This window comes from uncultured Chloroflexus sp. (genome assembly GCF_937951745.1).
In the GTDB taxonomy this organism is placed as follows: Bacteria; Chloroflexota; Chloroflexia; order Chloroflexales; family Chloroflexaceae; genus Chloroflexus.
In genome coordinates this window covers 23,865-50,123 of sequence record NZ_CALFBQ010000019.1, presented here as the reverse complement: position 1 = coordinate 50,123, position 26,259 = coordinate 23,865, and the positions used below count along the sequence as shown (strand labels likewise).

Below are 26,259 nucleotides of genomic sequence, written 5' to 3'. Positions count from 1 at the left end.
ACCTGAGCCGCACCGTCGGGCGGCTTTACTTATGCCGCCAATACCCGCTCGTGGCCGAGTATCTGCTGTAGTTCTTTGATCAGCTCCTCTGATAGTTCGATAGTTTGTTGAGATTGCAGCACCACCATACCGACGCCATTGGGCAGGTAAAGCGTGACCTGATCATGGCCGTGGTTGGCGCTAAGCAAGCTGTGGATGTGCTGCATCAAGGCAACGTCAGCGTCGAAGTCGTTGCTGCGCGGCAGGTAGATGCGCAGATTGCGCGCTGGCGGGCCATCGGCGCGGGCCGGTTCGACTGTCTTCCCGTGGCCGTTGCCATTGCTATGCCCGTTACCATTGCCGTTGCTGGCTAGCTTAACCGGCTGGCGCGGACGCACTGCCGGCGGCTTGGCCGCTGGCGGGGCAGCGGCAGGCATAGCGGCGGCGGGCGCGCTGGCGGGAGCAGCAGGGGGTGTTGGCGCCGGTTGCGCGGCGGATGCGGGCACCGGCAACTCAATCACCATATCGCCGATCAATTCCTCACCCATCCCTTCCAAATCCATCTCAACCGGTTGCGCGCTAGCGGCGACATCAATCGTACTTGGCGCTTCCACGCTCTCAACCACCAACTGCGGCGTATCACGTCGGTTATCGACTTTCGCCGTTACCCGCACAACCGCATCGTTCTGTAAGAGATCGGCGGACTTCGCCAGTACCTTGGGGAAGACCACAATCTCGATGCTGCCGGTGAGATCTTCGAGCATCGCCACCAGCATCGAATCACCCTTCTTGGTTGCAATCCGGCGCACACCGCTCAACACGCCAACGAAGGTCAGCGTCTCGCCGATCAGCTCTTCGTTGATCGAGCCAAGCTCGGTGGCCCCGCTGAGGTCAATCCCTTCTAGCGCTTTGGCGATCGGATCGTCTGAAATATTCAGTCCCAACAGCTCTTTCTCCCACAGCAGCACCTCTTTCTGCTCGGCGGGAGTCTCGGTAATGAGCGGCAGCGGGATGCGGGCAACAGTCGGGCCGCTATTGCTGCTCTCGCCGAAAATATCGAACAGGCTGCTTTGGCCGATTTCACGCGCCTTCTGTGCTTCAACGCCGGCGTTGACCGCCTGATCAAGGATGGCCAGCTTTTGGCGGCGAGTGCCGGGCAGCGAATCGAGCGCGCCGGCCTTGATCAAACTTTCCAGCGTGCGCTTGTTGAGGGCGTGACGATCGACGCGGGCGCAGAGGTCTTCGAGCGACTGGAACGGGCCACCGGCCTCGCGGGCAGCGATAATCGCCTCGACCGGCCCCTCGCCGACATTTTTAATCGCCATCAGACCAAAGCGAATCCCGCGATCGTGAGTGACGCCGGTGGGCAATGGCTTCGCCAGCGGCTCGATGGTAAAGCCCTTCTGCGAACGGTTGACATCGGGCGGCAGCACCGCCACCCCCAACCGGCGCGCTTCAAGCGCGGCCTTGGTCACATCTTCAATCACGCCGCCGGCGCCGGTCAGCACCGCGGTCATATACTCAACCGGATAATTGACCTTGAGCCATGCCGTCTGATAGCTGAGCAAGCCGTAGAGGGTGGCGTGGGGGCGGTTGAACGAATAACCGGCGAAGGGTAGGATCAGCTCCCAAAGCTGGTCGGCCACCTCTTTACTAATGCCTTTGCGCTGGCACCCCTGCTTAAAGATCGCCTCGTTTTCGGCCATAAGCTCCTTGTTCTTCTTGCTAATGGCCTTGATCACGATATAGGCTTGACCAAGCGTATAATCGGCCACCGTCTGGAGCAGTTGCATAATCTGCTCTTGGTAGACAATCACGCCGTAGGTATCAGACAAGATCGGCTCAAGCACTGGATGGAGATACCGAATCTGTGAAGGATTGTTCTTGTTCTGGATATAAACCGGAATCTGCTCGAGCGGGCCGGGCCGGTAGAGCGCGACCATAGCGTAGAGGTCTTCAACCCGGGTTGGCTTCAACTGCATCAGGTAGCGGGTCATACCCGCTGATTCAAGTTGGAACACATTCTTGGTCTCGCCGCGACCCAAAGCCTCAAACACCTTCTGATCATCGAGCGGAATCTCATCAAGCCACATACGGCGTCCGGTGGTCTGCTCGATATACTTCAGCGCCTCGGCCACCACCGATAAGTTAGTGAGACCGAGGATATCCATCTTGAGCAGACCCATCTTCGCCAGCGTTGACCCCTCAAACGCCGCCATTAGCGCATTCTCGTCTTTGGTAGTGCGTTGCAGCGGTACAATCTCTTCGAGCGGGGTGCGGCTGACCACCACGCCACATGCATGGGTGCCAACCGAGCGCATGCGGCCTTCCACCTTCTGCGCTTCGATAATCAGCTCGCGCAAGTGGGGCTGGGTCTCATATATCTGCTTTAATTCAGGCACCCGCTCGAGTGCCTGCGCGATGGTGGTGCCAACCGGCAGCGACGGGATCAGCTTCGCCACCCGGTCAACCTCGCCGGGATCGAGGCCGAGCACGCGGCCCATATCGCGAATAGCCGCCTTGGCGCCGAGGGTGCCGTAGGTGATAATCTGGGCCACATTCTCGCGGCCATACTTTTGGGCAATGTAATCAAGAATCTCTTGGCGGCGTGAATCGGCGAAGTCGGTATCAATATCGGGCATCTCAAGCCGTTCGGGCGAGAGAAACCGCTCGAAGAGCAGCTTGTTCTTGACCGGATCGACATCGGTAATGCCGAGAGCGTAGAGCACAAGCGACGCGCCCGCCGAGCCACGCGGCAGACAGGGAATCCCGCGCGAGCGGGCAAACTTGACGTAATCCCACACGATCAACATATAATCGGGGAAGCCGGTCTTATTGATCACGTCCAGCTCATACTCCAGCCGGCGCATATACTCGTCGGGCGGCTGGCCGTGAAAACGGCGCATCAAGCCCTCTTCACAGACGAGGCGCAGGTATGACGCAGCAGTATGTCCTTCAGGTAGCTCGAATACCGGCAACTGGACGCGGCCAAACTCCAGCTTGAGTCGGCACATATCTGAGATGCGGCGGGTATTTTCCAATGGCTCGGTACCGTACCGCTTAAAGCGCGCCCACATCTCTTCGCCCGACATAATGTGGTAGGTTTCGTCCATCGCATATTCGCGTGCACAGAATTCGGCGAAGGTCATATTCATGCCCATCGCCATCACTTTATGCTGCGTCGCTTTATCTTCAGGACGGACGAAATGGGCATCGCTGGTGGCAACGAGGGGAATGCCAAGTTCGCGGGCAATGCGCACCAATTCATCATTGAGCGATTCAAGTTCGGGCGTATTATCGTGCAGTTGCAGCTCGATGTAGTAGCGATCGGGACCGAGCAGATCGCGGTAGTAGGCCGCTGTCTCGACGGCGGTGCGGCGATCGCCGCTCTTGAGATAGTGCAATACCTCGCCGGCCAGACAGGCCGAAGTGACGATCAGGCCCTCGTGGTGGGCTTCGAGCAGATTGCGATCAATGCGGGGACGGGCGAAGACACCTTTGCCCATGCCTTCAAGGTGGGCGCGGGTGGTGAGCTTAACCAAATTACGGTAGCCGGTCTCGTTTTGGGCCAGCAGCAGCAGGTGGAAATAATTCTTGGCCCCTTTGGTCACGGGGTCGCTGAGCGAACCGGGGGCCATATAGGCTTCGACGCCGAGGATTGGGCGAATACCGGCTTTTTTGGCTGCCTCGTAAAACTCCATCGCGCCGTACAGCACCCCGTGGTCGGTGAGGGCGATGCTATCCATGCCCAAATCGGCGGCGCGCTGGGCAATACCTTTGGTGGTGGCGTAGCCGTCGAGCAGGCTATATTCGGAATGGACATGCAAGTGAACAAAGTCGCGCATGGTATGCTCGCGTTAAAAAATCTTTACACTTGACAAGCGTGATCAAGGGCAGATAGGTGATCTAAACCTGAAACATTTGTCCGAAATGCTGATTGAGGTGTCGGTTTTTTGGTATTATATCGACATAAATCGCGCCCAATGGCGCGGCGGTTTGGTCTGATTATAGCACATGAGTGGATCGTTGCGAATAGGCATTTGTCAAACTGTAAGGGGTTTTTTAGGGATGCCAAGACGCAACAAAGTCGCAAAGGAAGGGAAACGCAGAGGTATGAAGGGTGCAGCAGGGATAGTTGTTTGGGATCATGCCGCGCTTTGTCTCTTGCTCTTATTTCCGTTGCACCTTGGCATTTATGTCGCTGCTTCCTCTGCGCCTTTACGTTTGCCCCTTTACATCTTTGCGTTTACAATCGGGTTGTAGTGAGATGCCCTATGCCAAACAGGGCGCAATGAGCGCCCCTGCCGCATGAAAGGAGCTAAACTCATGGCTGAGCGTTACCGCATTGAACGCGATTCGTTAGGCGAGATGCAGGTGCCGGCTGATGCACTGTACGGCGCGCAGACGCAACGGGCGGTGTTAAACTTTCCGGTGAGCGGGATGCGCCCCTACCGCGCCTTTGTCTGGGCGCAGACGATGATCAAGCGGGCGGCGGCTGAAGTCAATCGCGATTTGGGTCTGCTTGATCCGCAGATCGCCAATGCAATCATTCAAGCCGCCGAAGAGGTTTTAGCCGGTCAGCACGCCGATCAGTTCGTGGTTGATCCGTTTCAGGCTGGCGCCGGCACGTCGCACAACATGAACGTCAACGAGGTACTGGCCAATCGCGCCAATCAGATTTTGGGCTATAGCCTTGACGACCCCAAGAAGCCGGTTAGCCCGAACGACCACGTGAACATGGCCCAATCGACCAACGACACCATTCCAACCGCGATCCGGCTTGGATGTTTGTGGCGGTTGCCTGAACTACTGGGTGCGATTGATAATCTAGCTGATGCCCTAGAAGCAAAAGCGGTCGAATTCGACGACGTGGTGAAGTCGGGCCGCACTCACCTGCAAGACGCCGTGCCGGTACGGCTTGGTCAAGAGTTTGGCGCGTATGCGAAGGCGGTGCGCAATGACAAAGAGCGAATTGTCGCTGCTGCTGACCGGTTGCGTCGCCTAGGCATCGGCGGCACCGCCACTGGCACTGGCCTGAATGCGCATCCCGAATACCACGCTCGCATGGTGGCGAAGCTGAGCGAATTAACCGGCCACGAACTGCGCTCATCGGGCAATCTGTTTGAGTCGATGCAAAGCATGGCCGATCCTGCTGACTTCTCGGCCAGTCTGCGCACGCTATGCATTACGCTGGGCCGCATCGCTAACGACTTCCGCCTGCTCTCGTCCGGCCCTGCAACCGGCCTCGATGAAATTCGCCTGCCCGCCGTGCAACCGGGGTCGTCGATTATGCCGGGTAAGGTCAACCCGGTGCTGGCTGAGATGCTGAACATGGCATGCTATCACGTGCAAGGCTGTGATCTGACGGTGGCACTCGCGGCGCAGGCTGGTCAGCTAGAGTTGAACGTAATGATGCCGATTATCGCGCACAACCTGTTTGAGATGATGCATGTGCTGATCGGCGCGATTAACGCCTTTACCACTAAATGTGTGGTCGGGATCACCGCTAACCGCGAGAAGGCGGCGGGCTGGCTAGCCAAGAATGCGATTCTGGTCACAGCGCTCAATCCGGTGATCGGCTACCTGAATGGCGCGGCGGTGGCGAAAGAGGCCATGGCCACCGGCAAGACGATCAAAGAGGTGGTGGTTGAGAAAGGGTTGCTCACCGCCGAACAGGTTGATGAGCTGCTCGATGTTTACAAGATGACTGAAGGCGGTATTCAGGGTATTGCTGCCGCAGGGTAAGAGTGAACGAGAGAGGGACGCATAAGCGAACAGACACGTATTCGCGCTTATGCGTCCTCCTTCTTCTATTGTTCCCCTAGCATCTCGTGGTGAGACAAGCTATAATGTGCAGTGTCGCCTATCCGTTCCGCGTCTCGGAGAGCATCTATGGGTTTGGTCACCCTCTCCGCTCGCATCTTTCTACTCGGTGACGTTCGTTTTGAGACCGGATCAGAATGCATTACATTTCCCCACCGCGAGAGCCTGCGCCGATTGATAGTTCGGCTGGTCCTAAGTCCGCGCCGGCCGTTTGGGCGCAAACAACTGGCGTTTATGCTATGGCCCGATGTCGAACCGGCCGAGGCATTAGCGAATCTGCGCCGACATCTCTATCTCTTGCGCGAAGTGTTGCCGCCGATGATGCGATCGTGGTTGGTCGTGTCTACACAAGAAATTGCTTGGAATGCACCATCTGATTGCTATGTCGATGTCACTGCCTTTGAACAGGAATGGACAACTGTAGCAGAGATGGAGGCGGCGGCAGCGCTATACCACGGTGAGTTGGCCCCCGGTATTGATACCGATGACGAGATTCTCAGTCGGCGCACGATGCTTCATCAGCGCTACCTCCTGCTGCTTAAAACGCTAACCCGAGTATGGCTGGATCGTGGTGATTGGGAGCGAGCAGGTGCTTGGGCGCGTCACGCGCTGGCCCTCGATCCGTGGGATGAAGAGGTGGTACGGTGGGCAATGACTGCGGCAACACTGGCCGGCCAGCGCACCGCAGCGCTTGATATCTATCGCACACTGGCAGGAGATCTCACACGTGAATTAGGCACGCAACCGGCCACGGAAACGATGGCGTTGTATGACGATATTCTGCATCACCGCCTAGCACCTGCTCAGACGCCTTCCCGTCGGTTGCCGTTGAAGCCACTGTTTATCGGACGCGATGCCCAACTCCGGCAACTACTCGAATTCATCCATCAGGCCGAGCAATGTCAGGGGCAAATCGTCGTTATTTCCGGGCCAACCGGTGTTGGCAAGACCTCGCTAGTGCAAGAAGTGGTACGGCGGTGCGACGATGTAGCACGTGTACCCAAACTGCATGTGTTGTGGGGCTATTGTCAACCGACCCACACGATGAGTGAGCAGCAGCCCTATTTGCCGTGGCGGCAGATCTTTGCCGCAGCGGCGCCGTCTTTGGCACAGGTGACGCTGACCGGTGATTGGATCGAGCGGTTGTTGCCGCTGGTTCCTGATCTGGCAGCCCTGCATCCCAAATTGACTGCGCCGGAGCAACCCGATGCTGTTGAGCTGCGATTGGCGATTCGACAAGGGGTACGGGCGTTGGCATTGGCTCGGCCGCTCTTGCTGATCATCGAAGATGTGCATTGGATCGACCAAGCCTCGCTTGAGGTGTTGGTTGAAGTGGCTGATTTGTGTCGTTTGTTGCCCCTCCTGATTATTGTTACGCACCGTTCTGGTGCTATTACTCCTGCATTGATGGCGACGAAGCGGAGATTGCGCCGCCAGCATCATGCGCATGATATAACCATACAACCGTTTACGCCTGAGGAAACCGATCAGTTTCTTGTTAATACTTTTGACCGACAATCGATCGATAGATCAATGCTGGACGATATCCAACGGTATACAGGTGGGTTGCCGCTCTTGCTGCAAGAGGCGGTAGTAAGTCTGCGCGAGGCGAGTCGTGTGGTGAAGAACGGTCTGACCGGTCTACGCGACTCGCTCAGGCTGAGGTTGCGCGAGTTGAGCGAGAACAATCGCCAGATGTTGGAAGCAGCAGCGATTTTGGGTTTTTCCTGCGCCGATGCGGTGTTGCAAGAGATGCTTAGTTGGCGGCCAGCGGTATATGCGTCAGCGCTCGATGAGTTGAGTTCGCGCCGCTTCTTAGTGGATACAGTTATTCACGGCACCGATGACTACGCTTTTTCACATCATCTGATTCACGAACTTATCGTAAACGATATTCCTGCTGATCGTACTATCGCGTTGCACAAGCGGGCTGCGTGTGCGTTAGCAACAGTATATGCCGGTCAGAGCGGATATGCTGCGCGGATTGCGGATCATTACGAGCAAGCTGGTTGCCGGTTGTTAGCCGCTCGGTATTGGCTCGATCATGCTCGTGAGAGCACCGATCTGGCGGTGTTTGCACTGGCAATTGAAGCCATTACCCGTGCCGAGTCGCTCCTGTTCGGTGCGAGTCGGGCCGAGCGAGAATTGCAAGCACGCAGCACCATTCAACGGGGTATTGTGGCGCTGTATCAAGGTGATTCGGCGTTGGCACTCTCGTTGCTCGAGCAGGCAGTGGTTGTGAGCCAAGAGTTTCCATCGCTCTATATGCAGGCGTTAGTCATGCGAGCCTACACGCTCTATACCCGCGATTATGCCAGCGAAGCGTATGCCACGGCAACGCAGGCGCTGGAGCTGGCATTATTGCTCGACGACACTGCCAATCTGGTGCGCGCGCTCAATATTCGCGGTATTAGTGCTCTGATGTTGGGCCATGTTGCGGAAGCAATTGCCGATCTGCGTCAAGCGTGCGTTAGCGTTGAAGCCATTCAGTCGAGTGATGAGTCTGCGGCGGGGATTATCGTGCAGACGGCACAAAGTCTGAATCATCTTGGTACGGCCTTGGTTTTTGCGCAAGAGTATGCTCATGCCCGTAACGTGCTTGAGCAGACGGTCGCGATTGCTCAACGGAGTGGTTTGCGTCGATTAGAAGCGGCGGCATTGACAATGATCGGCCAGATGCTGCTGAACTGTGGCCGTTACAATGAGGCAGAACGGGTGTATACCCGCGCGATCGAGATTGCCGGTGAATCGTATAAGCCGGGGATGTGGGGCAGATTTGCCGGTCGCGGTTGGGTCTATGTGCGTATCGGCGAAGGTGATGCAGCCCGGCACGATTTTACCAGCGGATTGCACATCGCCACGCATGTGAAAAGTCAGTACGGTATGCTCTTGATGCAGAGCTACTTGACAATCGTTGATCTCGCCCAAGGCCAACCGGCACATTGGTCACTCGCGCAATTGATCAAGCAAGCTGAAGTTGCCCGGATCTATCCCGTTCTGTATATTGCCAGCTTGCTGGCGGGACAAATCTGGGAGTTGCTTGCTCAACCGGAACAGGCGCTGGCGATGTATGAGCAGGCGTATCATGCTGCGCGAGAGATTAATGTGCCAACGTGCGTCATGTTGGCACGCGCACGTTATCTGGGCCGGCGCTTGGTGATGACGCCAAACAGCGACCTCTTTGCCGAACTTGAGGCACTTTGCGCACAGGCCAAGCATACCGGAGAATTGCCGACGCAAGCGGTGGTGGCATTAGCGCAAGCGAATGGCTGGTTGTTGCTCGGTCACGTAGCTCAAGCTGCATCAGCAGCCGAGCAGGCGGTGATGCTGTCGCGTGCTTGTCCTGATATGCCGTTGCTCGGCGAGAGCTTGCTGGTGCTAAGCGACATTTGCTTGCAGCTAGGAGATACAGTGAGGGCGCAGGCTGCGTTGGCTGAAGTACAAGCTATCGCGCACCGGTCTTTTGCACCGCTTATGATCCCACTCGGGTTGCCAGAGGCTGGCCGGTTGCGTCAGTACTGCCTCGATAGTCTGAGTTCCCATTCGTCGGTGCAGGTGGTTGCGCAGCGCAAACGGCGGGCAAGCTCGTAGCACTGGGGCAGTCTCAATTACTTTAAGGAACCCCGGCGAGCGGTGCGCGATCGCGGCATAGGTTGCTGATGGTGCTGCTATGCCTATCTCCATCGGCTGACAAAGTTTCCCCTCTGTAAGGAACGCGCGTTACGATGGCATCGTCTGCCATGGGCTATCGCGAAAACTACCCATCCCCTTCTTGCCGGCACAGATTCGCTGCACTGAAGTTTTCGAGCCTCTAGTGAGGCTTGTATAACCGCAGTGCATGCTTTGCTGCTGTGCCTTGGAGTCGAGGACGTTTTGAGGACGCTCGCCTGCTACACTACGAATGCTCGGCCATGCTTGCAGGCTGGGTGCTTTTTGTATCAGCAGTCACGTTCCTAGAGGTGTTCGTATGCGTCCAACGCTCCTGTTACTCGTTGTCTTGCTGTTGCTTTCCGCCTGCGGGGGCGGGACGCCTACCACCAGCGTACCCACTACCGCGCCGGCTCCTGCCCCCACCCAAGCGCCGGCACCCACCACGGCGCCGGCTCCTGCCCCCACCCAAGCGCCAGTACCCACAACCGCACCGACGGTAGCCGGTCAGTTTGACCCGCGTGCGGCAGAACCGTGCGCTGTCTTCAACCCTGATGAGTTGGCGGCCATCACCGGCGTGCCATTGTTGAATGCGTTTCCGGGGAACGATCGCTTCTTCGCCACCTGCGCTTATGTGTTCAACGACCAAGATCAGAGCAACGCCAATCTCGGCATTGACCTGCGCAATCCCGGCGCTGAAGCCTTTGCCAAGGTGATCCAATTCAACCAAGACTCTGGCAAAACCGTCGAGCAAGTCGATATCGGCGAGAGCGCAGCGATCGTTGAGAGCGACGGCGAATTCTCGCTGTATGCCGTGGTGAATGGTTGGAGTGTCACTCTTTACGGCTATAAGCTGAGCCGTGAAGAAGTTATCGCGATAGGCCGGTTGCTTACCGATCGGCTGGTAGCGTTCACGCCGCCGCCAGCGGGTGATGTAGCCGAACAGCCTGCCTCTCAGCCCGGTGCGTTGATCGGGATGGAGGTGGTGATCGAGGAGCCGGCGAATATGGCTGGCGTGACCACCCTAGAGAGTCTGAATATCGTATCGATTGCCGGTTTTGCGATGTGCTCATTCGATCCAGCAGCCGATCCATTTGTCGTCTCGTTTATCGCGCGGCCCGGTGAAGACCCGCCCACGCCGGTCGGCGTTTTTACCCTCTCGGCTTCCGGCGGCGTGAAGCCCAATCAACCGTCGCCGGCCAGTTTTGAGGTCGGGCTTGGCCGTTCCGATGAGCCGCAGATGTTTGCGGGCGAAGGGACAGTGATCGTCGCAGCGGATGGAAAGTCCGGCACGTTTGAGGCTGGCCGGTTGAAGGGCCGCTGGAGTTGCACATTCAAATGATTGCGTGCAGCAGATAACGTTCTTTCGCTTGTCTTCGCATATATCTGAAGCGGACTAGAGCTAGGTGGCTATGGGCTGGGCACCGGCAACGTGATGAGCGCGCAGCGCAGCTTACCACTCACTTTCGTGCCGCCGTGTCTCTGTGTGAGCAAGGTTCAGACATATTACACTCGATACATAGGGGATGAACGTATGACCATCCGTGCCTGTCAGCACTGGTTCTTGATAATTCTAGCTGTAGTACTTACTGGCGGCGTGGATACTGCGCCAATCCGGGCGGCGGATATTCGTTGCTATGTGAAATGGAATGCGTTGGGTGCGAACAACGGCTCATCGTGGGCGAATGCGTACAATGACCTCCAATCGGCGCTTACAAACCTGTCGTGCAGCGAGATTTGGGTTGCGGCCGGATTTTATCAACCCGGTCTCACCCAGAGCGATAGCTTTGCGCTCAAAAGCAACGTCGCGATATACGGCGGGTTTGCCGGCAACGAAGCGAGCTTGAACGAACGCAACCCTACTGCTCACCGGACAGTTCTTACCGGTGACATTGACGATAATGACACCTATAACAGCAACAGCATCGTCACGAGCATCAACGGCACGAATAGCTATCACGTCGTGACGGCGATCGGGGTCAATAATACGGCCATCCTCGATGGTTTCACCATCACTGGCGGCAACGCCGGTACCGACAAAGGCGGGGGTATGTGGCTCTCTAATAGCAGTCCCAGCTTGAGCAATCTGATCATTGGCGGTAATGCAGCTAGCCAAGGCGGCGGGATCGCAAATGAATTTGGCTTTCCAATCGTCATCGATGTCACCTTTCGGCAAAATAACGCTCAGATCGGCGGCGGTATGGTGAATATCGGTGGTTCTGCCAGCTTGTTTAACGTTACTTTTCAGGGTAACCGGGCGCACCGAGGTGGCGGCATGGCTAATCTAAACAGTGGAACAACGCTGAGCAATGTCACGTTCAGCGGCAATGACGCCATGGGCGATACCAACAGCGATGGCGGCGGCATATATAACAGCTTCAGCGCCGCTTACCTCAAAAACGTCACCTTCCTCAGCAACAATGCGAACCGGAATGGCGGCGGCATGGCTAACGCTGACAGCACCATCATTCTGGAAGATGTCGTGCTTTCGCTCAATGCCGCTACCAATTGGGGCGGGGGGATCTTTAGCCGTAACCTGACCCTCGCTATGACCGGCGTGACCTTCTATGCGAATGTGGCTGATTACGGCGGCGGCGTGTTTCTGCAGAGCGCGACGGGAACGTGGGTGAATGTCACCTTCAGCCAGAATAGCGCCAACAGTTTTGGCGGCGGGATCTACCTCTACAGCAACAGCAGCCCGACCTTGACCAACATTACTGTGGCGGGTAATAGTGCCAGCACGAATGGCGGCGGCATGTACAACGACAGCTTTAGCAATCCGTTGCTTAAGAATGTGATCATTTGGGGTAATTCTGCCACGAATGGTAGTGGAATCCACAATTTTTCGAGCAACCCAACAATTTCGTATAGCGATGTGCAAAGTTGCTTTACCGCTGGGGTATGGAATGGTTCATGCGGCACCGATGGCGGCAATAATCTGCAGCTTGATCCATTGCTAGGTGCGTTGGCGAATAACGGCGGTTTTACGCCGACCCGCGCCTTGCAACACGGTTCGCCGGCGATAAATAGCGGTTTGTGCGGGATTGGTAACTCGATTGACCAACGCGGCGTGAGCCGACCACAGGGTGGCGCGTGCGATATGGGAGCTGTCGAGCGCGTCTTTCTCCATGTGCCGTTGGTGCAGCGGTAAGTTTGCTGCGGGGAGGAAGGGAGTAGCCACAAAACGATTGCTGGCGATGGTCGCCCTCACCCCCCCGCCCCCCTCTCCCTCCTGACGACGAGCGAGGGGGAGCCGCTTGTTCCCTCCGCTGTAGGGGGAGGCACTAGAGTGAGGCTAGTTAACGTTTACCGCAGGGGACGCCGAGGACGCAGAGGGTGAGGATTATTCCAACCCCCTCTGCGACCTTTGCATTCTCCGTGCCTCTGCGCCATTGCGGAGCCAGCCGTCTGGTGCTCCTGCGCCTTTGACTGGAGGCTGGAGGCAATAGTTCATCCGCACCGGGCACCGTCACCGCCAAAACCCACCGGCGGACTACCGGCGGTAGCGTTTGGCACCGGATCATCCACGAGTAACGTCGTGACTCCCTCTTCCCTGATCCGCGCCAACCACGCGGGGCGAAGCGGACATACTCGCCCGACCGGAAGGCAAGGTTATCCGGGGAGACATCACCGGGATTCACCGCTGCCGGTGCGGGCAATGCCGCATTGCCTCTTGCGGCGAGGGTTATGCTTTGGGCGAGTGAAGTGTACATTGCAACTCCGGTGGCATCGTCAACTGGCACGACTACTTGTCATCGTCGCGTTCCTCCTCAGCCAAGCAACCTCATTGCGCGATCGCGGCAGGACGAAGCGCTTACCGGACGCAATGCCCTCTGTCAGAGGAAATCACGTACCTGCTGCGAGAGGATGATTAAGAGCGACATATGACCAACGATATGGATGAACAACCCATACGGCGGCAGGAAGCGATCAATTTGAGCACTAAGCAATCCAATCAAGCACCACCCAACCACCTTTACGTTAAGTCGAGACTAACCCATCCAGATGAGTATTAGTAGAAGAAAGAACACGCAATGAAAAAAGTAGCGAGCACAACTTCACCCTGAAAGCGCTTTCACGGTTTTGTGCAACTGATTCGCGCTTTTTGAAAAGCCACCGCACCGCCGTTTCGGTACTATACGATTAGTTGGAAGCGTTTCCAGTCAGCGGTGGCAAGCGATGAATATCACCCTTGACGACATCGCCCGGCGGGCCGGGGTTTCGCGAGCAACTGCCTCGCGGGTGATCAACAATCACCCACACGTCAATCCGGCAGTGCGCGAGCGGGTGTGGCAGGCGATCCGCGAGACGAATTATCAGCCCAATTTACCGGCGCGCTCGTTGGCCAGCCGCCGCTCGCAGGTGATTGGGATCATTATTCCGCAGTCGATCCACACCCTCTTTGCCGATCCCTACTTCCCGCTGCTAATCGAGGGGATTGCCCACGTCTGCAATGAACGGCAGTTTTCGATCATGCTCGATCTGGCCACCACGACTGACGGCGACCCGTATCGCCACCTTGGCCGGCGCGGGTTTCTTGAAGGCGCGATTGTCGCTTCTGCGGTCGAAGACCAGTTCCTTTTACAGTGGCTAGCCCAAGAGACGATCCCGGTGGTGTCGGTGGGGCGGATTATGTCGCAGCAGGCGATTCCCTATGTGGATGTCAATAATCGTCACGGCGCACGCATGCTGGTCGAGCATCTGCTCGGGCAAGGGTATCGCCGGATCGCGACCATTACCGGCCCGATGAATATTGTGGCTGGCCGTGACCGGTTTGCCGGTTATAGCGATGCGCTGTACGCCGCCGGGTTGCCGGTGATGCCCGAACTCGTCGTCGAAGGCAATTTCAGCGAGCAGAGTGGGTTTAGCGCGATGCAGACGCTCTTGCGCCTTGTGCCGATCCCCGATGCGGTCTTTGCCGCCAGTGACATGATGGCGCTCGGCGCGTTGAAGGCGTTGCGGGCCGCTGGCCTCAGCGTTCCCGGTGACATTGGCTTGGCCGGGTTTGACGATATTCCGCTGGCGGCAGCGATGACCCCGGCGCTCACTACCGTGCGTCAGCCGATCGGCGAATTGGGTCAGACAGCAGCCCGGTTGCTGCTCGACCGGCTCGTGACCGCTCCTCTCGCACCCGTGACCCAGCGGGTGATGTTGCCAACCGAATTGGTGATCCGCGACAGTTGCGTTCGCCAACGTTGAAAGGAGGTGCAAGCGATCAGGCAATGAATCCAGCGCCGGGGATGCGGGAAGAGCACCATGCATTCCAGTCGTTGCAGCCGCCCAACTCCCCATCAGTTCAAACCCATTTCGGCACGTAAATAGCAATGGCGTACTCATTCCAGAGGAGGAGATTCAATGAAATCGCTGAAACCGTTACTTGTTAGTCTCATGTTGATCGTGGCTGCACTGGTCAATGCCGCCTGTGGCAGCGGTGGCGCAACGACGCCGGCCCAATCAACCAGTGCTCCGGCAGCCAGCGAACCAACTGCCGCAGTCGCGCCTACTACCGCTCCCGCCCCAAACACAGCCTCAACCTCCAACCGCGTCAAAGTACGTTGGTTTGTTGGCTTGGGTGCTGGCACCGATGAAGGCGCTATCCCGCCGCAGAATGCCTTCGTCGAGCGGTTTAACGCCAGTCAAGACAAGATCGAACTGTTGCTTGAGATCGTTGACAACAACGTCGCTTTCGATACGCTCGCCACTCAGATTGCTGCCGGCAACGCTCCCTGTCTCGTTGGTCCGGTTGGCATCCGGGGACGCGACAGCTTCAAAGGCGCATGGCTCGACCTGCAACCATTGATCGAGAAATACAACTACGATCTGAGTGATTTCGACCCGAATCTGGTCAAGTTCTATCAGGTCAAAGAAGAGGGCCAGCTCGGCATTCCATTCGCGATCTTCCCCTCGTTCATCATCTACAACAAAGACCTCTTTGACGAGGCCGGCCTGCCGTATCCACCGGCGACCCACGGTGCGCCATGGATTGACGAGAACGGGGTTGAACGCGAGTGGAACATCGAAACGCTTACGGAACTGGCTAAGAAGCTGACCGTGGACGTCAATGGCAACGATGCGACATCGCCCGACTTCAACCCTGAAAAGATCGTACAGTTTGGCTGGATGAACCAGTGGACAGATCTACGCGGTATCGGTACCTTCTTTGGCTCAGGCTCGCTGGTTGATGAGAATGGCAATGCCCAGATTCCAGAGCACTGGAAGGCAGCGTGGAAGTGGACGTATGACGGCTGGTGGAAAGATTGGTTCATTCCGAATGGCCCTTACAGCGGCGCTGACTTCCTGCAAGGCCCCGGCGGTCCCTTCTCATCGGGTAATCTGGCGATGATCCACATTCATATGTGGTACGTTGCGCCGTGGGCATTAGGCAATGTTAACTTCGACTGGAATCTGGCCGCGACGCCGAGCTACAAAGGCACCATTACGGCCAAGATGCATGCCGATACCTTCGGTATTCTCAAGGGGTGCCCGTACCCCGACGCTGCCTTCGAGGTATTGAGCTACATGCTGAGCGCCGAGCACGTCAACGAACTACTGACTATCTACGGCGGTATGCCGGCCCGGCTCTCGCTGCAAGACAACTACTTCGCCCGATATAATCAAACCAGCTTCCCCAACAAGACCGATATTAACTGGGATGTGGTGGTGGAGGCGATGGCGTATGCCGACAATCCCAACCACGAGAGCTGGATGCCGAGCTTCCAAGAGACGACCGACCGCTACAACGAGTTCTGGAACTACCTTGCCAACACGCCGAATGCCGACTTTGACGCCGAGGTAGCCAAGCTCAAAGCCGACCTGCAAAAAATCTTCGACGCGGCGAAGCGATAATCACTTTACACGACGGCGGCCCTGCTAGGCAGTCGCAGGGCCGTCATCAATGACGAGACCACGTTGACGCACTATATCAACGGCGCAAGATGAGGAAGGTGTTGGGTTGAAGGTAGAACGGTATACTCGTACCACCCTGCCCCACCCTGCCGACAAGGAGGCGTGACAATGGCTCCCTTACCAGAACTCAGCGGCATATTACGCAAGCAGACCGCCACAACGAAACGGCGTCGGCTGAGCAGATTAGAAAAGAAAGAGATCCGTTGGGGCTTATTCTTCATTAGTCCATGGATCGTTGGCTTTCTGCTCTTTTACCTATTGCCAATGATTGCATCGTTCGGTTTTTCGCTCTACGATTTCAACCCAGCCACACCTGATCAAGCGCGCTTTATCGGTTTTGCCAATTGGCAGCGGGCGTTGTTTCAAGATACCGAGGTCTGGCTGTCGCTGCGCCGCACATTTCATTTTGCCGCCATTTCATTACCAATCTCGTTACTCTTCTCACTCTTTCTGGCGGTGTTGCTCAACTCCGAGCACGTCTTGGGCAAGAGCGTCTACCGCACGCTGTTCTACATGCCGACCATGATCCCGCTCGTAGCAACAGTGCTCATCTGGAATGGCGTCCTTAATGAACAGACCGGCTGGATCAATGTGATCATCGAGCGACTAACCGGCATTCGCGCTACCGGCACGCAAGGCTTACGCTGGCTGGCCGACCCTAATCTGGTCTATTATGCCTACACGATGTTCGGGTTATGGGGTGTCGGCAATGCGATGATCATCTTTCTGGCCGGCTTGCAAGGCGTGCCAACCGAACTCTACGAAGCAGCCCAGATTGACGGCGCCAACTGGTTTCAACGCCTGATCTTTATCACCATTCCGCTAATTACACCGGTCATCTTCTATCAACTGGTGTTAGGGGTCATCGGTTCGTTGCAATACTTCCTCGCCCCCTTCGTCCTCAATGGCGGCACCGGCTTCCCTGAAGGCATGACCCGCTTCTTTATGGTCTACTTCTACAAGCAGTCGTTCAGCTTTTTTAGCATGGGCTACGGCGCGACGCTGGCATGGCTCATGTTGATTATCGCCATGATCATTACGATCGTGCTCTTTGGCACCTCGCGCTTCTGGGTCTTTTACGCAGGGGAGGAACGGTGATGGTACGCGCACAACAATTGACGACCTTGCCCAAAGCGACGCGAGTCGCGCTTACACGTATCGCCCTGACCAGCCTTACCATCGCAGTGCTGACCCTGTTCTTGATCCCGATGGTCTACGGCATCACCACGGCCGTCAAAACCGACAGCCAGATCGCCAAAACCGGCGCGCCGTGGTGGCCGGCTCGCGAACGTACCTTCGAATACGAAGGCAAGGCGTATGACGTGTATCTCGTCCCGATTGATGGCGAGATTCGGGAATTGGCGCTCTACCGTCCCGGCCGCCAAAGCAGCTTGTTTGTCGATCCAGAAAATCCGGCGGCAGGGCCGTTTGAATGGCAAGGGCAGTGGCGACAACTCGAACGTTCATGGGTACTCGATATTCAATGGAATAACTTCACCCGGGCATGGAACACGATCAACTTTCCGAACCTGTTGCGCAACACACTGATGTACGCCGGTATCACCACCTTTGGCGCAGTACTGTCGGCGGCGCTGGTCGCTTACGGCTTTGCCCGGTTTCGCATTCCCGGTAAGAACATTCTCTTTATGATTATGCTCTCGACGGTAATCCTGCCCGGCGCAGTGACATTGATTCCCACCTACTTTGTCTTCTTGCAGATCGGCTGGGTGGGCACGTGGTTACCGTTGATTGTGCCGGCGTTTTTCTCGTGGGGTACCAACGTCTTTTTGCTGCGCCAGTTCTTCCTTGGCATTCCGCGCGATCTAGAAGAGGCAGCTCAGATCGACGGCGCTAGCCCGCTCCGTATCTTTTTCTCGATTATCTTGCCGATGTCGCGTCCAGCCCTCACCGCCGTCGCCCTCTTCCACTTCTTCTGGGCGTGGAACGACTTCTTCGGCCCGTTGATCTATCTGGCCGGCCATCCTGATAAGTTCCCGATTACCGTTGGCCTGACCGCGTTCAACAATCTCTACTCGCAGTCGGCCAACCTGATTCAGGCGGCATCGCTCATCTCGGCAGTCATTCCCATTGTCGTCTTTTTCTTTGCCCAGCGCATCTTCCTCGAAGGTGTGGTGATTACCAATATTGAAAAGTAGGCAGCGTATGCGATGGCGATCGTTCCTCTTGCTTCCATGGATGTTGGCAATGCTCAGCGCATGCGGTGGAGCCATGACGGCCCCCTCGCCAACCGTCACCATCGCAATCTATCGTGATCCGGCAGTACCTATTCCTGCACGGGTCGAAGATTTGTTGCAACGGATGACGCTGGCCGAAAAGATTGGGCAGATGACCCTGATCGAGAAAAATAGTCTTACGGCTGATCAGGTGCGCGATCTGTTTATTGGCGGTGTGCTCAGTGGGGGTGGCGGCTACCCCGCCACCGACAACTCACCGGCAGCATGGGCCGAGATGGTCAATACCTTTCAACACGCAGCACTGAGCACGCGGCTCGGCATTCCAATCATCTATGGCGCTGACGGCGTGCATGGACATAACAATCTCTACGGTGCGGTGATTTTTCCACACAACATCGGGCTAGGGGCAGCGAACAATCCGGTGCTGGTTGAGCAGATTGGGCGAGCTACCGCTACCGAGATGGCGGCAACCGGGGTTTTCTGGAACTATGCACCGGGCGTCATGGTCGTGCGAGATGTGCGCTGGGGGCGAACGTATGAGGGTTATGCCGAACGGCCTGACCACGTGGCCACACTGGCTGCCGCTTTCGTGCGCGGGTTGCAAGCCCCTGACATCGCTGCCCCTAATCGGGTGATCGGAACTCCCAAGCACTACCTCGGCGACGGCGGCACGGCGTGGGGGTCATCAACGACCGAAAACTACCAGCTTGATCAGGGTGAAACGATGGGTGACGAAGCCATCCTGCGCGCTGTGCATTTGCCGCCCTACCGCGCCACCATCGCAGCCGGAGCACAGGTGATCATGGCGTCATATTCGAGCTGGAACGGTCAAAAGATGCATGCTAGCTCGTATTGGCTGAGCGATGTGCTCAAGCAAGAGTTGGGGTTCAGTGGGTTTGTCGTCTCTGATTGGGCAGCCATCGACCAGATTGACCCCAACTACGATCGCGCTGTGATAACCGCCATCAATGCCGGGATTGATATGAACATGGTTCCTTACGATGCTCGGCGCTTTATCAACGCTTTGACGCGGGCGGTAGAGGCGGGAGCAGTGAGCGAAGAGCGGATCAACGACGCTGTGCGCCGCATCTTGACCGTCAAGTTCGCGATGGGTCTGTTCGAGCAGCCCTTTGCTCAGACCAATTTGCTACCGCAGATCGGCAGCACCATGCACCGCGAACTAGCCCGCACAGCAGTCGCCGAGTCGCTGGTGTTACTCAAAAACGAACAGCAACTGCTCCCGTTGACTAAAGATATTCGACACCTTTACATTGGTGGTCAAGCTGCCAACGATCTCGGCATCCAAGCTGGCGGCTGGACGATCGAGTGGCAGGGACGGGTTGGTTCTATTATTCCCGGCACCACTATTTTGGCCGGTATTCAGGCTGCGGTCTCACCGCAGACAGTCGTTGAATACAACGAACACGGTCGCTTTACGGGTGATCCGGGCGCCGCCGATGCGGTATGCATCGCCGTGGTTGGCGAGTTGCCTTACGCCGAAGGGCGCGGCGATAGCGCCAGCCTGAGCCTCCCGATCAACGAACAACGAGTGTTGTACCGCATGGAAGAAACGTGTGCGCGCTTGGTGGTAGTGCTCATTGCCGGACGACCGCTCATCGTTACCGATTCGCTACCCCGTTGGGACGCCTTAGTCGTCGCGTGGCTGCCGGGTAGTGAAGGCGCCGGCGTGGCCGATGTCCTCTTCGGCGACCGGCCCTTCCGCGGACGCTTGCCGGTGACTTGGCCGCGTAGTCTAGACCAATTGCCGTTGGGAAGCGGCAATGGCGAGCCGCTCTTTCCGTATGGATTTGGCTTGACTCCTTAGCCAGTAACCCGTTTACACAGGAATACGACGGTGTTGTACCTACGAATGCAAATAACTCAACATCTCTGCTTGCTTTGGCTGGTGCTGCTGCTGGCAGGATGCGCGACCGCGCCGACAGCGCCAGCCCCGTTGAAACCGGTGCCAACCGTCTCGCCATGGACGCTGGTCTGGAGTGATGAGTTCGACGGCGAGGCGCTCAATCCGCGCAATTGGCTGTTTGACAAGGGCGCCGGTGGCTGGGGCAATAACGAGTTGCAATTTTACACCGACCGGCCTGAAAACGCGCGGATCGAAAACGGCGCGCTGGTGATCGAGGCCCGTAACGAAGAGTATCTAGCGTGGGAATATACGTCCGCCCGGATCAAGACCCATTACCTACACGCATGGACGTATGGCCGGATCGAGGCGCGCATCAAGCTGCCATCCGGCGGCAAAGGAATCTGGCCCGCCTTCTGGATGCTCGGCGAGAATATTGCGACGGCGCGCTGGCCCAACTGCGGCGAGATTGACATTATGGAGAACATTGGCGACCCGATGACCGTGCATGGCTCGGTGCATGGCCCCGGCTATTCCGCCGGCAACGCGATTACCAAATCGTTTACCAGCCCAGTGTCGTTAGCCGATGACTTTCATCTCTATGCTGTGGAATGGGAGCCGGACGAAATCCGGTGGTACGTTGACGACCAGCTCTACCATACCCTGCGCCGCGATCAAACGCCGGGCGAGTGGGTGTTCGATCATCCGTTCTTTATCATTCTCAATCTGGCGGTAGGCGGCAACTGGCCGGGGTATCCCGATGAAACAACCGTCTTCCCGCAGCAGATGTTGATTGATTATGTACGGGTGTATCAAAAGAACGGGTGAACGGCCCGCGCCATAGTTGAGTTGGTTGACAGGCGGCTAGCGGGTGCATATTGTTCGCCATGATGCGCAAGATTGCGGGCGTTCCGCGCTCTAGCGATGACAATCGATGGGCGCCGGCGGATCGGCGAGCATCGACATCAAGATCTGTTTGCGTCTCTTTGCGGCTATCCTTAACATTCACCCAGAGGAACATCATGACTAATCACACCGAAACACTCCTTGCGCAACTCACACTCGACGAGAAGATTGCGCTCGTGGCCGGGGCCGATGCGTGGCACACCGTCGCAATCCCGCGCCTCGGCATTCCGGCAATTAAAGTTACCGATGGCCCTAACGGCGCACGCGGCGCTAGCCGTAACGGCTCCCATCCTTCGGCCTGTTTCCCGGTCGGCGTGGCGATGGGCGCAACGTGGAACCCAGAACTGATACGCGAGATCGGCGAGGCGCTGGCCACCGAAACGAAAGACAAGGGCGCACACATTTTGCTCGCGCCAACCGTTAACATTCATCGCTCGCCCCTAGCCGGGCGTAACTTCGAGTGCTTTTCCGAAGATCCCTACCTCACCGGCGTGATGGCTTCGGCCTACATCACCGGCTTGCAGAGCAGAGGTGTGGGGGCGTGCATTAAGCACTTCGTCTGCAACGATTCGGAATTCGAGCGATTTAGTATGAGTTCTGACGTGGGTGAGCGACCACTGCGTGAAATTTATCTGCGCCCATTCGAGATGGCGATCAAGCAGGCCAAGCCGTGGACGATCATGTCGGCTTATAACCGGATCAACGGTGTCTGGGCCAGCGAAAACCGTCGGTTGCTGGTGGAGACTCTCAAGGGCGAATGGCAGTTCGATGGGTTGGTGATGTCAGACTGGTACGGCACCTACAGCGAGCGCGCCACCAGCAACGGTCTTGATCTAGAGATGCCGGGGCCGGCGCGCTGGCTAAGCCGTGAGCATGTGCTGGCGGCGATTGAGCGGGGAGATCTGAGCGAGGCTGACCTCGATGATAAGGTGCGCCGGTTGTTGCGTACCATTGAGCGGGTCGGCGGCTTTGCCAACCCTACGCCGGCGGCGGAACAGGCTAACGACCGGCCTGAACACCGCGCGCTTATCCGGCGGGCCGGCGTCGAGTCGATCGTGTTGCTCAAGAATGACGGGCAGGTGTTGCCGCTCAATCCCGAACTCCCGCAAACGATTGCCGTGATCGGGGCCAATGCGCATTGGGCTGCGATCATGGGCGGTGGCAGCTCGGAAGTCGCGCCGCACTATGTCGTCACGCCGTTGCAGGGCATCCGCGCTCGCGCCGGCGCGCAATGCGTCATTGATTATGCCATCGGCACGCCGATCTTCCGCCGCTTGCCCAACCTCGATCCGGAGTGGATTCGGGTGCCCGGCAGCAACCAGTCCGGGGTACGGATCGACTACTTTACCGATCTCGACCTCAGCGGCGCGCCGGTGCGTACCGATCGCCTGATGACCCTCGAAGCGAGTTGGTTTGGCGACCAGATCGAATATCTGAACCTTGCCACCTTCGCGACCCGGCTAAGCTGTGATTTACTGCCGCCGCAGAGTGGACGCTACCAACTAGGGCTGTCGTGCATTGGGCAAGCCCGGCTCTGGCTCGATGATGAGCTGGTGCTAGATGGCTGGAACAAAGAGCTGATGGACGGCAACGAGCAACGCCAGACGGTAACGCTGATGGCGAGTCGGCGCTACCGCTTGGTGGTCGAGTACCGCTGGCCAGCGCCCGGCAACTGGCGCGCGGTGCAGGTTGGTCTCTGGCCGGAACGGGAGGATGATCCGATTGAGGAAGCAGTGGCGTTGGCCGCCCGCTCGCAGGTGGCAATCGTCTTTGCCGGCTTGACCAAAGAGTGGGAAAGCGAAGGCTTTGATCGCAGCGATATGGAGCTGCCGGGCCGACAGAACGAACTCATTCAGCGAGTAGCTGCGGTCAATCCACGTACTATCGTGGTACTGAATGCTGGCTCTCCATTGCGCATGCCTTGGCTCGACGAAGTAGCAGCTGTGGTACTCGCGTGGTATGGCGGCCAAGAGGCGGGCAATGCGATTGCCGATGTCCTCTTTGGAGTAGCCGATCCGGGTGGACGCCTGCCCACCACCTTCCCCAAGCGGCTGGCCGACAATCCGGCCTACATCAATTACCCCGGCGAAAACGGCCACGTCCTGTACGGCGAGGGCTTGTTTGTTGGCTACCGCTATTACGACCGCAAAGGCATCGAACCGCTCTTCCCGTTTGGGTTTGGGTTGAGCTATACCACATTTGCTTACCGCAATCTCCGCCTCTCAGCCACAACGATGCGACCCGACGAGACAATCACCGTGAGCGTTGATGTCACCAATACTGGCTCACGCCCCGGCACGGACGTGGTGCAACTCTACGTGCGTGACAGCGTAGCGCGGCTGATGCGCCCCGACAAAGAGCTGAAAGGCTTTGCTAAGATCGCGCTGCAACCCGGCGAAACGACAACGGTCACGTTCACCATTGATCGCGAGGCGCTGAGCTACTACGATCCAGCAGGGCCGGGGTGGGTAGCCGAACCGGGTGCATTCGTGGCGTTGGTGGGCCGTTCGGCGGCAGACATCCGGCTGAGCGCGCCTTTCGAGCTGGTGGCGTAGGGTAACGCAAAGACACCATAGGGCCGGACGATTGTCCGGCCCCGCTAAGGGTGCAGAAGGTCTAATGCAAAGCCGCAAAGGGGACCAAGCCGCCCTAGCGCCGGACGGCCGTCTGGCCCCACCAAGGGCACGGCATCATTGGGATAGTGATCGTCCTCCGCGTCCTCGGCGGTAAACAGCACCACTTCCCTAGCGGGGGGATTGGGAGGGGAGCCAAATCATCACACTGGCGGCCAAGGCACGTGCGGGCCGGGACCGGGCGGCGGATAGCGACCGCTCTCAAGCAAGTTGTTCAGTCGGCGGCGCAATGCGCGCACCTCAGCTCGATCGAGCAGCATGTGCAGCGCTTGCGCCACCTGATCATTCTGCTCGAGCTGCTGGCGAAAGGCGGTAAACGCTGCCATCACCTCATCAGGCAACGGTTCACCGACAAAATCCCATAACACCGTGCGCAGCTTGGGTTCGACATGAAAGCAGATACCGTGATCGATTGCCCATAACCGACCATCACGTCCTTGTAGGCAGTGGCCGCTCTTACGATCAGCATTGTTAACCAGACAATCAAACGCGCAGAGCTGTTTAATCTCCTGCTCGTAACCGCCCTGCTTCAACATCGTAAACAGATGCACCTCCTCATCATTGTCAATGAAGAGCTGCACCATACCTACCCCATATGGCCCATCGCGTACCACAGTCGGCGGTACGAAATGAAAGCCGAGCGCCTCGCTGACCACATACGCCGCTGCCTCGCGCCGGTAGAGTGTGCCACGCGGAAAATCCCACAGCGGGCGCTCGCCGCGCTGCGGCTTATACACCGCCAACAGATGCAGGTCCTCGTACACAATGCTGGTAAGCAAGGTGTAGTTGCTGCTGTACGGCATCGCCGCTTCGATGTTCATCTCACCCTGCGCTAGCGCCGTCAACACGCGGGCGACGCTCAATTCACGCGAGTGGCTGCGATCAAGCTCCATACCGTCCCCTTGCCGTCTGATGGATTGGCCGCTCAACGCCAAGACGCAACAGCGGCTCAGCTATACACCGGCCCATGGCCGTTGCGGTGCGGGCAGAAATGACCGCTCGGATCGATCGGGCGACCGCAATTACCGCAGATCGGGCGTCCAGCGGCGACGACCCGCTCAGCGTGAATGCTCAACGCCTTCATCTGCTCGCGGGTGGCGTAAAAACGGGCCGAGAGCGGTTCTTCGTCGTTGCCTTCTGGCATACCTTGCGCCAGCAACACCACCCGATCGCGCTCGCTATCGTAGCCCAAGCCCAATTGATAAATGCGGAATTCCGGCTCAAGTGGCTCTTCGAGGCTCATATCGGCCACGATCAGATCGTCAGAGGTTGCTAAGCGGGGATTCCGTTCGCCGATTGTTTCGAGCAAGCGGTTGATCGCGTTGGCCAACTCGCGGATCTGCTCTTTCTCGGCCAACAAAGTGACTAACCGACTGCCACGCCGGGCCTGCAAGTAGAAGACGCGCCGGCCACGCGGCCCGACCGCACCAGCGGTGATGCGATGCACCGATTCCAAGTCAAACGTAAACTCTGCCATAATCCTACACTGCCTCCGTTGACGACGGGGACGTTGCCGCCGGTTCGGCCGGCGGTGTGGGTGATTTAGGGCGAAGATGTTCAAGCGACCCGGTCTCATTGTAGGCCAGCAGGCGAGGCCCCATCGGCTCGAAGGCGACGGCGCTCAACGAGCACGGATTGATGACCAGCCGCTGAAATAAATCGATGTGCATACCAATATAATACGCCAGCGCCAACCGGATCAGATCGGCGTGCGACACAACGGCAATCAGCTCACCCTGATGACGAGCACGCAATTGATCAAGCGCACTCACCATCCGCATCTGTGCTTCACCGAGCGTCTCACCTTTAGGAAAGCGCGTCCCACTCGGATAGTGCTGTACTCCGGGCCACAGCTCGTGCTTGTACAGCTCTTTCAATTCGGCCCCTTCCCACTCGCCGTACCGTACCTCACCGATCTGCTCGACAATCCGCAACGGTAACCCGCGCGGTTCGGCAATCGCACGCGCCGTCTCGATACAACGGTCGAGCGGGCTGGTATACAGAGCTGTGATGGGCAAATCGCCCAGCCGTTCGCTCAGCGCCGCCGCTTGCCGCCGGCCCTCTTCGCTCAGATGCACCCCCGGCAACCAACCGGCTAACCGACCATGCACCCAGTCATTCATGCCATGGCGGATTAAGAGCAAGGTGGTCGAACGGCGTTCTTGGTCTGGCACAACTGCACCTATGTCTTTCAATGATATTGAAGAGCATCGTAGCCGAGGTCAGCTTGTCCCAGCAGTTCGCGTCGTCGCTGACACTATGGCAAGATGGGGTTGCGGCCCGATGCCTTGATCTCTGCCTACTTTTT

Annotated in this window: 16 protein-coding genes; 11 read left to right on the top strand and 5 right to left on the bottom strand. The window is 57.6% G+C overall.

The genetic code is table 11. The features are described from left to right. Nucleotides 1-29: 29 nt before the first annotated feature. Nucleotides 30-3,824, bottom strand: coding sequence for a DNA polymerase III subunit alpha (gene dnaE / locus Q1A59_RS06160; protein WP_298400990.1), 3,795 nt, complete (start codon nucleotides 3,822-3,824; stop codon nucleotides 30-32). Between the two features lie 481 nt (nucleotides 3,825-4,305). Between dnaE and Q1A59_RS06155 the strand changes: the two genes are divergently transcribed. The 4 genes from Q1A59_RS06155 (at nucleotide 4,306) to Q1A59_RS06140 (ending at nucleotide 12,601) form a co-directional block, all read left to right on the top strand. Continuing rightward, entirely contained in the window at nucleotides 4,306-5,724 is a 1,419-nt protein-coding gene (locus Q1A59_RS06155) for an aspartate ammonia-lyase (RefSeq protein WP_298400988.1), read from the top strand. A gap of 147 nt (nucleotides 5,725-5,871) precedes the next feature. Next, a complete protein-coding gene (locus Q1A59_RS06150) occupies nucleotides 5,872-9,393 on the top strand; it encodes an AAA family ATPase (RefSeq protein WP_299644377.1) in 3,522 nt (1,173 codons plus the stop codon). A gap of 376 nt (nucleotides 9,394-9,769) precedes the next feature. After that, a complete protein-coding gene (locus Q1A59_RS06145; protein ID WP_298400984.1) occupies nucleotides 9,770-10,792 on the top strand; it encodes a hypothetical protein in 1,023 nt (340 codons plus the stop codon). A 192-nt stretch (nucleotides 10,793-10,984) separates the two neighbouring features. Next, complete coding sequence (locus tag Q1A59_RS06140; protein WP_299644374.1) at nucleotides 10,985-12,601, top strand: choice-of-anchor Q domain-containing protein; 1,617 nt, start codon at nucleotides 10,985-10,987, stop codon at nucleotides 12,599-12,601. A gap of 685 nt (nucleotides 12,602-13,286) precedes the next feature. Here the strand turns inward: Q1A59_RS06140 and Q1A59_RS06135 are convergent. Next, a complete protein-coding gene (locus Q1A59_RS06135; protein ID WP_298400979.1) occupies nucleotides 13,287-13,409 on the bottom strand; it encodes a hypothetical protein in 123 nt (40 codons plus the stop codon). A gap of 220 nt (nucleotides 13,410-13,629) precedes the next feature. Between Q1A59_RS06135 and Q1A59_RS06130 the strand changes: the two genes are divergently transcribed. From Q1A59_RS06130 to Q1A59_RS06100, 7 genes are all read left to right on the top strand, one after another. Next, complete coding sequence (locus Q1A59_RS06130; protein WP_298400978.1) at nucleotides 13,630-14,649, top strand: LacI family DNA-binding transcriptional regulator; 1,020 nt, start codon at nucleotides 13,630-13,632, stop codon at nucleotides 14,647-14,649. Between the two features lie 156 nt (nucleotides 14,650-14,805). Further along, nucleotides 14,806-16,296, top strand: coding sequence for an ABC transporter substrate-binding protein (locus tag Q1A59_RS06125; protein WP_299644371.1), 1,491 nt, complete (start codon nucleotides 14,806-14,808; stop codon nucleotides 16,294-16,296). 168 nt (nucleotides 16,297-16,464) lie between these two features. Next, nucleotides 16,465-17,454, top strand: a complete 990-nt coding sequence (locus Q1A59_RS06120) for a carbohydrate ABC transporter permease (RefSeq protein ID WP_298400974.1) — start codon at nucleotides 16,465-16,467, stop codon at nucleotides 17,452-17,454. After that, complete coding sequence (locus tag Q1A59_RS06115) at nucleotides 17,454-18,512, top strand: carbohydrate ABC transporter permease (protein ID WP_298400971.1); 1,059 nt, start codon at nucleotides 17,454-17,456, stop codon at nucleotides 18,510-18,512. The genes Q1A59_RS06120 and Q1A59_RS06115 overlap by 1 nt, the downstream gene beginning before the upstream one ends. Nucleotides 18,513-18,519: 7 nt before the next feature. Next, complete coding sequence (locus Q1A59_RS06110; protein WP_299644368.1) at nucleotides 18,520-20,376, top strand: glycoside hydrolase family 3 N-terminal domain-containing protein; 1,857 nt, start codon at nucleotides 18,520-18,522, stop codon at nucleotides 20,374-20,376. A gap of 45 nt (nucleotides 20,377-20,421) precedes the next feature. Beyond that, the gene (locus Q1A59_RS06105) at nucleotides 20,422-21,240 is read left to right on the top strand and encodes a glycoside hydrolase family 16 protein (protein WP_298482697.1); all 819 of its coding nucleotides are present in this window, start codon (nucleotides 20,422-20,424) and stop codon (nucleotides 21,238-21,240) included. Between the two features lie 194 nt (nucleotides 21,241-21,434). Next, the gene (locus Q1A59_RS06100) at nucleotides 21,435-23,873 is read left to right on the top strand and encodes a glycoside hydrolase family 3 C-terminal domain-containing protein (protein WP_298400963.1); all 2,439 of its coding nucleotides are present in this window, start codon (nucleotides 21,435-21,437) and stop codon (nucleotides 23,871-23,873) included. 221 nt (nucleotides 23,874-24,094) lie between these two features. Here the strand turns inward: Q1A59_RS06100 and Q1A59_RS06095 are convergent, their stop codons facing one another. The 3 genes from Q1A59_RS06095 to Q1A59_RS06085 are packed head-to-tail and all read right to left on the bottom strand — an operon-like array spanning nucleotide 24,095 to nucleotide 26,125. Continuing rightward, nucleotides 24,095-24,844 (bottom strand): SCO1664 family protein, encoded by a 750-nt coding sequence (locus tag Q1A59_RS06095; protein WP_298400960.1) that lies wholly within the window; start codon nucleotides 24,842-24,844, stop codon nucleotides 24,095-24,097. Between the two features lie 56 nt (nucleotides 24,845-24,900). Then, nucleotides 24,901-25,428 (bottom strand): DUF3090 domain-containing protein, encoded by a 528-nt coding sequence (locus Q1A59_RS06090; protein WP_298400958.1) that lies wholly within the window; start codon nucleotides 25,426-25,428, stop codon nucleotides 24,901-24,903. Between the two features lie 4 nt (nucleotides 25,429-25,432). Next, nucleotides 25,433-26,125: a histidine phosphatase family protein gene (locus Q1A59_RS06085; protein WP_298400956.1), complete on the bottom strand. Its 693-nt coding sequence runs from the start codon at nucleotides 26,123-26,125 to the stop codon at nucleotides 25,433-25,435. Between the last annotated feature and the right edge of the window lie 134 nt (nucleotides 26,126-26,259).

Coding starts and splice junctions, on each gene's coding strand:
- Q1A59_RS06105 (WP_298482697.1), top strand. CDS start 20,422: ATGCAAATAACTCAACATCTCTGCTTGCTTTGGCTGGTGCTGCTGCTG.
- dnaE (WP_298400990.1), bottom strand. CDS start 3,824: ATGCGCGACTTTGTTCACTTGCATGTCCATTCCGAATATAGCCTGCTC.
- Q1A59_RS06150 (WP_299644377.1), top strand. CDS start 5,872: ATGGGTTTGGTCACCCTCTCCGCTCGCATCTTTCTACTCGGTGACGTT.
- Q1A59_RS06140 (WP_299644374.1), top strand. CDS start 10,985: ATGACCATCCGTGCCTGTCAGCACTGGTTCTTGATAATTCTAGCTGTA.
- Q1A59_RS06145 (WP_298400984.1), top strand. CDS start 9,770: ATGCGTCCAACGCTCCTGTTACTCGTTGTCTTGCTGTTGCTTTCCGCC.
- Q1A59_RS06155 (WP_298400988.1), top strand. CDS start 4,306: ATGGCTGAGCGTTACCGCATTGAACGCGATTCGTTAGGCGAGATGCAG.
- Q1A59_RS06120 (WP_298400974.1), top strand. CDS start 16,465: ATGGCTCCCTTACCAGAACTCAGCGGCATATTACGCAAGCAGACCGCC.
- Q1A59_RS06095 (WP_298400960.1), bottom strand. CDS start 24,844: ATGGAGCTTGATCGCAGCCACTCGCGTGAATTGAGCGTCGCCCGCGTG.
- Q1A59_RS06110 (WP_299644368.1), top strand. CDS start 18,520: ATGCGATGGCGATCGTTCCTCTTGCTTCCATGGATGTTGGCAATGCTC.
- Q1A59_RS06100 (WP_298400963.1), top strand. CDS start 21,435: ATGACTAATCACACCGAAACACTCCTTGCGCAACTCACACTCGACGAG.
- Q1A59_RS06115 (WP_298400971.1), top strand. CDS start 17,454: ATGGTACGCGCACAACAATTGACGACCTTGCCCAAAGCGACGCGAGTC.
- Q1A59_RS06090 (WP_298400958.1), bottom strand. CDS start 25,428: ATGGCAGAGTTTACGTTTGACTTGGAATCGGTGCATCGCATCACCGCT.
- Q1A59_RS06130 (WP_298400978.1), top strand. CDS start 13,630: ATGAATATCACCCTTGACGACATCGCCCGGCGGGCCGGGGTTTCGCGA.
- Q1A59_RS06125 (WP_299644371.1), top strand. CDS start 14,806: ATGAAATCGCTGAAACCGTTACTTGTTAGTCTCATGTTGATCGTGGCT.